Origin of the sequence: Streptomyces sp. NPDC056835, from assembly GCF_042789485.1 — a bacterium.
In the GTDB taxonomy this organism is placed as follows: Bacteria; Actinomycetota; Actinomycetes; order Streptomycetales; family Streptomycetaceae; genus Streptomyces.
In genome coordinates this window covers 1-8112 of sequence record NZ_JBHUBB010000070.1, presented here as the reverse complement: position 1 = coordinate 8112, position 8112 = coordinate 1, and the positions used below count along the sequence as shown (strand labels likewise).

General features: G+C 71.3%; 7 protein-coding genes. 6 read left to right on the top strand and 1 reads right to left on the bottom strand.

All coding sequences use genetic code 11. The features are described 5' to 3' along the window. Positions 1–221: 221 nt before the first annotated feature. Entirely contained in the window at positions 222–746 is a 525-nt protein-coding gene (locus ACFRMN_RS38390; protein ID WP_383029111.1) for a hypothetical protein, read from the bottom strand. A gap of 228 nt (positions 747–974) precedes the next feature. Here ACFRMN_RS38390 and fmt point away from each other — a divergent pair, with 228 nt between their 5' ends. The 6 genes from fmt to ACFRMN_RS38360 all read left to right on the top strand — a co-directional run bounded on the left by fmt (position 975) and on the right by ACFRMN_RS38360 (position 7833). Then, positions 975–1913 (top strand): methionyl-tRNA formyltransferase, encoded by a 939-nt coding sequence (gene fmt, locus ACFRMN_RS38385; protein WP_383029108.1) that lies wholly within the window; start codon positions 975–977, stop codon positions 1911–1913. Positions 1914–2017: 104 nt separating this feature from the next. Next, the gene (locus ACFRMN_RS38380; RefSeq protein WP_383029105.1) at positions 2018–3451 is read left to right on the top strand and encodes an RsmB/NOP family class I SAM-dependent RNA methyltransferase; all 1434 of its coding nucleotides are present in this window, start codon (positions 2018–2020) and stop codon (positions 3449–3451) included. Between the two features lie 120 nt (positions 3452–3571). Beyond that, a complete protein-coding gene (locus tag ACFRMN_RS38375) occupies positions 3572–3946 on the top strand; it encodes a VOC family protein (RefSeq protein ID WP_383029102.1) in 375 nt (124 codons plus the stop codon). 354 nt (positions 3947–4300) lie between these two features. Beyond that, positions 4301–4984, top strand: coding sequence for a ribulose-phosphate 3-epimerase (rpe, locus tag ACFRMN_RS38370; RefSeq protein ID WP_383029099.1), 684 nt, complete (start codon positions 4301–4303; stop codon positions 4982–4984). 116 nt (positions 4985–5100) lie between these two features. Beyond that, on the top strand, positions 5101–6150 hold the full coding sequence (locus tag ACFRMN_RS38365; RefSeq protein WP_206300635.1) for a sugar-binding transcriptional regulator: 1050 nt from the start codon (positions 5101–5103) through the stop codon (positions 6148–6150). A gap of 234 nt (positions 6151–6384) precedes the next feature. Continuing rightward, positions 6385–7833, top strand: a complete 1449-nt coding sequence (locus tag ACFRMN_RS38360) for a GuaB1 family IMP dehydrogenase-related protein (protein ID WP_383029113.1) — start codon at positions 6385–6387, stop codon at positions 7831–7833. Positions 7834–8112: the final 279 nt, after the last annotated feature.

The window sequence follows — 8112 nt, the reverse complement described above, 5'->3', positions numbered from 1 at the left end:
CGATTTGCGACTCCGTCGCGTGGTCACCGCGCTTCGCGCGTGCTGCGACGCTTTACGTCCGGACACGCACCTCCTCCGACCCCGACCCCCTCCCCTCCGGTGGTCCCCGCAACCCACCGCCCGGCTGAGGGATTGGGGGGTGGGGGGGGGTGGGGTGCGGCCCGGTGGCCCCAACCAATCGCCGCCCGGCTGAGGGGTTGGGGGCGGGTGCGGGGTGGTGGTCAGCCGCCCCTTGGGCCCGGGAAGACATTCGGGCGGGGTTCCTCCCGGAGGGACTGGGTGCTCGCCGTCGGCTGTGGTGGCATCGATCGGGCCGCGGGTACGACGGTCGGCACCGTGGGGCGTGGCGTCGTGGTGTCCTGGGGGCGGTCCGCCTCGGGTGCGCTCGCCTGCTGGGTGGCCCGGCGCGTGCCGTAACGACGGTGCACCGCCTGCTTGGTGACGCCGAGCGCCGAACCCACCGCGTCCCAGGAGAAGCCCAGCGAGCGGTCAAAGTCCACCGCGGCGGTCACCAGGGTCTCTACACTGTCCCTCAGCTCCTGCGCGAGCCGTACGGTCGGCGCGGGTGCTCTGCCGTACACGACGAAGCCCGTCGAAGGACCCGATCGTCGCGGGCGATAGACATTGCCCAACTGGGCGGTGAGGGTGCGCAATGCGTCCACCTGCCGCCGGACCCGCTCGATGTCCCGCACCAACAGGTGCAGACTTGCTCGGGCTTGTGCGTCGTGGGTTGCGTGGTCGGCCATGAACAAGCCTCTCGAACCGGCGTTGAAAAGGATCCGGGCCGCACCGGTGCGGCCCGTGTGGTCAATCTCTCTTGACAACGCGCCACCTGGCGTTGTGGTCACGCTGCGGGGGCGTATGCGCATATGCGCGGGGCGCGTGGGCCGTCGTACGCCCCCTGACGTCCAGGCCCATAGACTGGTGCGTCGCTCGATCACCGCACTTTCAGTCCGAGAGGCAGTCAGCCACCGATGAAGCTCGTCTTCGCCGGCACCCCCGAGGTCGCCGTACCCGCCCTGGACGCACTCATCGCCTCCGAACGGCATGAGGTCGTCGCCGTCGTGACCCGGCCCGACGCCCCGGCCGGGCGCGGTCGCAGGCTTGTCGCCAGTCCGGTCGCCCAGCGCGCCGAGGAGGCCGGCATCGAGGTGCTCAAGCCGGCCAGGCCGCGCGACGAGGACTTCCTCGCCCGGCTGCGCGAGATCGCCCCGGACTGCTGCCCGGTCGTCGCGTACGGCGCGCTGCTGCCGAAGTCAGCCCTCGATGTGCCGGTCCACGGGTGGGTGAATCTGCACTTCTCGCTGCTGCCCGCCTGGCGCGGTGCCGCGCCCGTGCAGCACGCCGTCATGGCGGGCGACGAGATGACCGGCGCGTCCACCTTCCAGATCGAGGAGGGGCTGGACTCCGGGCCGGTGTACGGCGTGATCACGGAGCATGTGCGGCCCACCGACACCAGCGGTGATCTGCTGACCCGGCTGGCCTTCGCGGGCTCCGGGCTGCTCGCGGCGACCATGGACGGGATCGAGGACGGCTCGCTCAAGCCCGTGGCGCAGCCCGCCGAGGGCATCACGCTCGCGCCCAAGATCACGGTCGAGGACGCACAGGTGGAGTGGTCCGCGCCCGCGCTGCGGGTGGACCGGGTGGTCCGTGCCTGCACACCGGCGCCCGGTGCCTGGACGGTCTTCCGCGGGGAACGGCTCAAGCTGGTCCACCTGGGGCTGCTGCCCGAGCGTACGGAGCTGGCGCCCGGAGCGCTCGCCGTCGGCAAGAACAATGTGTACGTGGGCACCGGATCGCACGAGGTCGAGCTGCTCTGGGTCCAGCCGCAGGGGAAGAAGCCGATGCGTGCCGCCGACTGGGCGCGTGGGGTACGGATCGCCCCGGGCGAAAGCCTCGGGCAGGCAAGGTAAGGGGTGGGCAGGCGGCCCGGGCAGGCGCGGTAGGCGACCGGCTCGGGCAGCGGGGCGGGAGCATTAGGCTGGGACGGATCAATTCTTCTCACCGCGGAGCACCTTTGAACGAGCAGGCCCCCCGCCGCCCCTCCAAGCCCTACCGCCGCCCCAAGAAGGACCCCGTGCGGCTCCTCGCCTTCGAGGCGCTCAGGGCCGTCGACGAGCGGGCGGCGTACGCGAATCTCGTGCTGCCGCCGCTGCTCAAGAAGGCGCGCGAGACCAGCGGCTTCGAGGCGCGGGACGCGGCGCTGGCCACCGAGCTGGTGTACGGGACGCTGCGGCGCCAGGGCACGTACGACGCGATCATCTCGGCGTGCGTCGACCGGCCGCTGCGTGAGGTCGACCCGCCCGTCCTCGACGTGCTCGCCCTCGGGGCGCACCAGCTGCTCGGGACGCGGATCCCGACGCACGCCGCCGTCTCCGCGAGCGTGGAGCTGGCCCGCGTGGTGCTCGGCGACGGCCGCGCCAAGTTCGTCAACGCCGTACTGCGCAAGATCTCGCGCGACGATCTGGACACCTGGCTGCAACGGGTCGCCCCGCCGTACGACGAGGACGCCGAGGACCATCTCGCGGTCGTCCACTCGCATCCCCGCTGGGTGGTCTCCGCGCTCTGGGACGCGCTGGGCGGTGGCCGCGCCGGTATCGAGGATCTTCTGGAGGCCGACAACGAACGGCCCGAGGTGACACTGGTGGCCCGGCCCGGCCGCTCGACCGCCGATGAACTGCTCGATGCGCTCGGCGAGGACTCCGGGCTGCCCGGCCGCTGGTCGCCCTATGCCGTACGGCTCACCGAGGGCGGTGAGCCGGGCGCGCTCGACGCCGTACGGGAGGGGCGGGCCGGTGTCCAGGACGAGGGCAGCCAACTGGTCGCGATCGCCCTGGCCGACGCGCCGCTGGAGGGGCCCGACGCGCGCTGGCTCGACGGGTGCGCCGGTCCCGGCGGCAAGGCGGCGCTGCTGGCCGCGCTGGCCGCCGGGCGCGGCGCCTCCCTGCTGGCCGCCGAGAAGCAGCCGCACCGGGCCAGGCTCGTCGCCCGCGCGCTCGCCGGAAACCCCGGCCCCTATCAGGTGATCGCCGCCGACGGCACCCGGCCGCCCTGGGTCCCCGGTTCCTTCGACCGGGTCCTGGTCGATGTGCCGTGCACGGGCCTCGGCGCCCTGCGGCGCAGGCCGGAGGCGCGCTGGCGGCGCCGCCCGGAGGATCTGGAGGGCTTCGCGCCGCTCCAGCGCGGACTGCTGCGCGAGGCGTTCAACGCGGTACGGGTCGGCGGCGTCGTCGGATACGCGACATGCTCCCCGCACCCCGCCGAGACCAAGGCGGTCGTCGAGGACGTCCTGCGGGGGCGCGGCGGCCCGGCGGTCGAGGCCGAGTGGGTCGACGCCAGGCCGCTCATGCCGGGCGTACCGGCGCTGGGGGACGGTCCCGACGTCCAGCTGTGGCCGCATCTGCACGGGACGGACGCCATGTACCTGGCGCTGCTGCGGCGTACCGCCTGACGGCCACGCCGTTCTCGTCGACTCCGCGCTGCCGCTGGGCCGCAGCGCGGAGTGTCGGGCTGATCAGTAGGGTGGGACGCGACCCGTGCCCGAGAGCGTGACCGCCGTGATGGAGCTGCCATGTCCCCGCAGATGAGGCTGACGGCGATAACGCTCGACTGCCCCGACCCCCAGGCACTGGCCGCGTTCTACCGGCAGGCCACCGGGCTCCCACTCGTCCAGGAATCCAACGCTGACTTCGCTGGACTCACCAGTGGGGACGGGCTCTTCATCGGCTTCCAACGGGTTGCCGACTATCAGGCTCCGCGCTGGCCCGACCAGGCCGCGCCACAACAGAGCCATCTCGACTTCGCGGTCGACGACCTCGACGAGACCGAGGCTCTGCTCCTGGAACTGGGCGCCTCCAAGCCGACGCTCCAACCGGGCGGCGACAGATGGCGGGTTTTCGCCGATCCGGCCGGTCATCCCTTCTGCCTGACCCGAAGCGGACGTTGAGTTCACCACCGCGTCCACGCGACCCGTCTGCCGGGGAAGGCCGCGAGCCGGTCCATCGCGCTCGCCCCGTCGGGTACTGATACTTCAGGGACGAACGAACCGCCCGGAGCCGGGCCTCCTCCGCGAAGCCGGGCCGCCGGCCGGTGGCCATGGCCGGATCCGGCCACGCACCAGCATCTCGATCAGTAACCGCTCGACCACTCTCCGGCCCGGGCGGGCCGGGCCTCCGTCGGCGGGGCAGGACGTACGGATTGCGCGGACTGTGCGGTTCTCGCACCGTGTCGCGGGTCATTGGTCCGTACCGAGGTTCCCCGGGCGGTCCGGAAGTGGTCCGGAACATGGCAGGCTTGGCACATGGCCCAGATCAACCCCAGCATCCTGTCCGCCGACTTCTCCCGGCTCGCCGATGAGGCGAAGGCGGTGGAAGGCGCCGACTGGCTTCATGTCGATGTCATGGACAACCACTTCGTGCCCAATCTGACCCTGGGCGTGCCGGTGGTCGAAGCGCTCGGACGGGCGACGGACATCCCGCTGGACTGCCATCTGATGATCGAGGAGCCCGACCGCTGGGCCCCGCAGTACGTCGAGGCCGGTGCCGGTTCTGTGACCTTCCATGTGGAGGCCGCCGCCGCACCCGTACGGCTGGCGCGCGAGATCCGCGCCAAGGGCGCGAGGGCGTCCATGGCGCTCAAGCCCGCGACGGCCATCGAGCCGTACGAGGACCTGCTCCCCGAGCTGGACATGCTGCTGATCATGACGGTGGAGCCGGGCTTCGGCGGCCAGGCGTTTCTGGACATCATGCTGCCCAAGATCCGCCGTACCCGGGAGCTGATCTCCAAGCACGGTCTCGAACTGTGGCTCCAGGTGGACGGCGGGGTCTCGGCCACCACCATCGAACGCTGCGCCGAGGCGGGCGCCGATGTCTTCGTCGCGGGCTCCGCGGTGTACGGCACGGACGATCCGGCCGCGGCGGTACGGATGCTCCGTAACCAGGCGACCGAGGCCACCGCCGCTGCCGCCTGGGCATGCGGCCACTGACCCGTGCGAGCGGGGCGGGACTCCGGTGGACCAGCGCGCCACGGGAACATGAACGGAGCCCTTCGGGGCTGATCAAGGATCGCTGGATCTGACAGGATGAACAGCGAGTCCAGAGTGTGAACAGCAGTGAGGAGATCGCGGTGTCTGGTATGTCGGCGGGTCGGCCAGCCCTGCGGATGGGACCCGCGGAACTGGTGCAGGCGGCGGCCATGGCCCGCCGCTTCTACCTGGAGGGCAAGTCCAAGATCCAGATCGCCGAGGAGTTCGGCGTCAGCCGCTTCAAGGTGGCCCGGGTCCTGGAGACCGCGCTGGAGCGCGACCTCGTAAGGATCGAGATCCGCGTCCCGTCGGAGCTGGACGCCGAGCGCTCCGACGCGCTGCGCGCCCGCTACGGACTGCGGCACGCGGTGGTGGTCGAGTCGCCCACTGAGGCCGAGGACGAGTCGCCCGACCCGGAGAACCTCGGCGAGGTCGCCGCCGATCTGCTCGGTGAGCTGGTTGTCGAGGGCGATGTGCTGGGTCTGGCCTGGGGCCGGTCCACCATCCACATGGCCGCCGCGCTCGACCGGCTGCCCCCCTGCACGGTCGTCCAGCTCACGGGTGTGTACGACGCGGGCACCGCCGAGCGCGGCTCGGTCGAGGCCGTACGGCGGGCCGCCCAGGTGTCCGGGGGAGAGGCGCACCCCATCTACGCGCCGATGCTGCTTCCCGATCCGGCGACCGCGGCGGCGCTGCGCAGTCAGACGGGTATCGCGCGCGCCTTCGAGTACTTCGACAAGGTGACCGTCGCCGCCGTGTCCATCGGCTCCTGGGAGCCGGGCATCTCGACGGTGCACGACATGATCACCGAGGAGGAGCGGACCCACTACGCCTCGCTCGGCGTCGCCGCGGAGATGTCCGCGCATCTCTTCGACGCGGAGGGCCGGCGGGTCGGCCGCGATCTGGGCGAGCGCTGCATCACGGTCGAGGCCGACCGGCTGCGCCGGATTCCGGAGGTCGTGGCGATCGCGGGCGGGCTGCGCAAGGCGGAGGCGATCGGGGCCGTTCTCCGTTCCGGACTGGTCACCAGCCTGGTCACGGACACCGCGGCGGCGGACTTCCTGCTGACGGAGTTCACCCCGGGGCCGCGGCCCGCGCTGGAGCGGGTCGACCCGGACGAGACCTGATCCCAGCTGATCCAGCCTGATCCGATCTGATCCGGCCTGATCCGGCCCCTCCCGAACGGTGTCCGGTGGGACGCACCATCCGGTGCCGAGGTGTTTGGGCCATCGTACGAGGGCACCCCTTCTGAGCTGGACGTTCCTCCCCAGCCGGGTATCCGGTCCGGCATGGGACAATCAAGTACGTGCGTTTTCCCCGGCTCCACCGACCGGGGGCCAACTCCGATCGACTGGGATGTTCTGCACGTGCGTTTCCTCAATGACCTGCAGCCGCCGTATGACCTGACGTACGACGACGTGTTCATGGTGCCGAGCCGTTCGGCCGTGGGTTCCCGCCACGCGGTGGATCTCTCCGCCCCCGACGGCACCGGCACCACCATCCCCCTCGTCGTGGCGAACATGACCGCGATCGCGGGCCGCCGGATGGCCGAGACCGTCGCCCGGCGCGGCGGTCTCGTCGTCATCCCGCAGGACATCCCCATCGAGGTCGTCACCGACGTCATCTCATGGGTCAAGACGCGCCATCTCGTACTCGACACCCCGATCGTGCTGGCCCCCCTCCAGACCGTGGGTGACGCCCTGTCCCTGCTGCCCAAGCGGGCGCACGGCGCGGGGGTCGTGGTCGACGGCGAGGGGCGGCCCGTCGGGGTCGTCACCGAGCACGATCTGACCGGTGTCGACCGCTTCACCCAGCTGTCCGAGGTGATGTCGAAGGACCTGCTGCTGCTCTCCGCGGACATGGACCCGCGCGAGGCGTTCAACACCCTCGACAACGCCAACCGCAAGATCGCTCCCGCCGTCGACGCGGACGGCAGGCTGACCGGTGTCCTCACCCGCAAGGGCGCCCTGCGCGCGACCCTCTACACGCCCGCGACCGACGCCGAGGGCAGGCTGCGGATCGCCGCCGCCGTCGGGGTCAACGGCGATGTCGCGGGCAAGGCCGAGCAGCTGCTCGACGCGGGCGTCGACACGCTGGTCGTCGATACGGCGCACGGCCACCAGGAATCGATGCTCGCCGCGATCAGGGCCGTCCGCGCACTCGGCCCGAAGGTGCCGGTCGTCGCGGGCAATATCGTCGCCGCCGAGGGCGTACGGGATCTGATCGAGGCCGGCGCTGACATCGTCAAGGTCGGAGTCGGGCCCGGTGCCATGTGCACCACCCGCATGATGACGGGGGTGGGCCGGCCCCAGTTCTCCGCCGTCATGGAGTGCGCGGCGGAGGCGAAGAAGTTCGGCAAGCACGTCTGGGCCGACGGCGGGGTCAGGCACCCGCGCGATGTCGCCATGGCGCTCGCCGCCGGCGCCTCGAACGTCATGATCGGCTCCTGGTTCGCCGGTACGTACGAGTCCCCGGGCGACCTTCAGCAGGCCGCCGACGGACGGCTCTACAAGGAGTCCTTCGGCATGGCATCCGCCCGCGCCGTACGCAACCGTACGAGCGAGGAGTCGGCGTACGACCGGGCGCGCAAGGCGCTGTTCGAGGAGGGCATTTCCACCTCGCGGATGTTCCTCGACCCGTCCCGCCCCGGTGTGGAGGACCTGATCGACTCGATCATCGCGGGCGTGCGCTCGTCGTGCACCTACGCGGGCGCGGACTCGCTGGAGGAGTTCGCGCGGAAGGCGATCGTCGGCGTCCAGAGCGCCGCCGGCTATGCCGAGGGCAAGCCGCTGCACGCCAGTTGGAGCTAGGGCCTGTCCGGTCGGTCTTCGCGGATCAGGCCGCGGTGTCTGGACCCGTGCATCGCAAGGCGGAGGATCGCCCGTGTACTGGATGTACTCGGGCGACTCCGACAACGCGGCGAGGTGCGGTGCGGTGCCATTTATATGTGCCAGGCGTCGAGGGCCCGCGAAGATCGACCGGACAGGGCGGTACACCTAGGCCCTGTCTTCAAAGTCCCGCCTGCTCGGCGACGCCCGGCACGCACGCTCGCGGCGTTGTCGGGATCACCCCAGTACATCCAGTACTGG

Excerpts from the sequence above, each read along its gene's own strand:
- ACFRMN_RS38390 (WP_383029111.1), bottom strand. The coding sequence starts at position 746 with ATGGCCGACCACGCAACCCACGACGCACAAGCCCGAGCAAGTCTGCAC.
- ACFRMN_RS38375 (WP_383029102.1), top strand. The coding sequence starts at position 3,572 with ATGTCCCCGCAGATGAGGCTGACGGCGATAACGCTCGACTGCCCCGAC.
- rpe (WP_383029099.1), top strand. The coding sequence starts at position 4,301 with ATGGCCCAGATCAACCCCAGCATCCTGTCCGCCGACTTCTCCCGGCTC.
- fmt (WP_383029108.1), top strand. The coding sequence starts at position 975 with ATGAAGCTCGTCTTCGCCGGCACCCCCGAGGTCGCCGTACCCGCCCTG.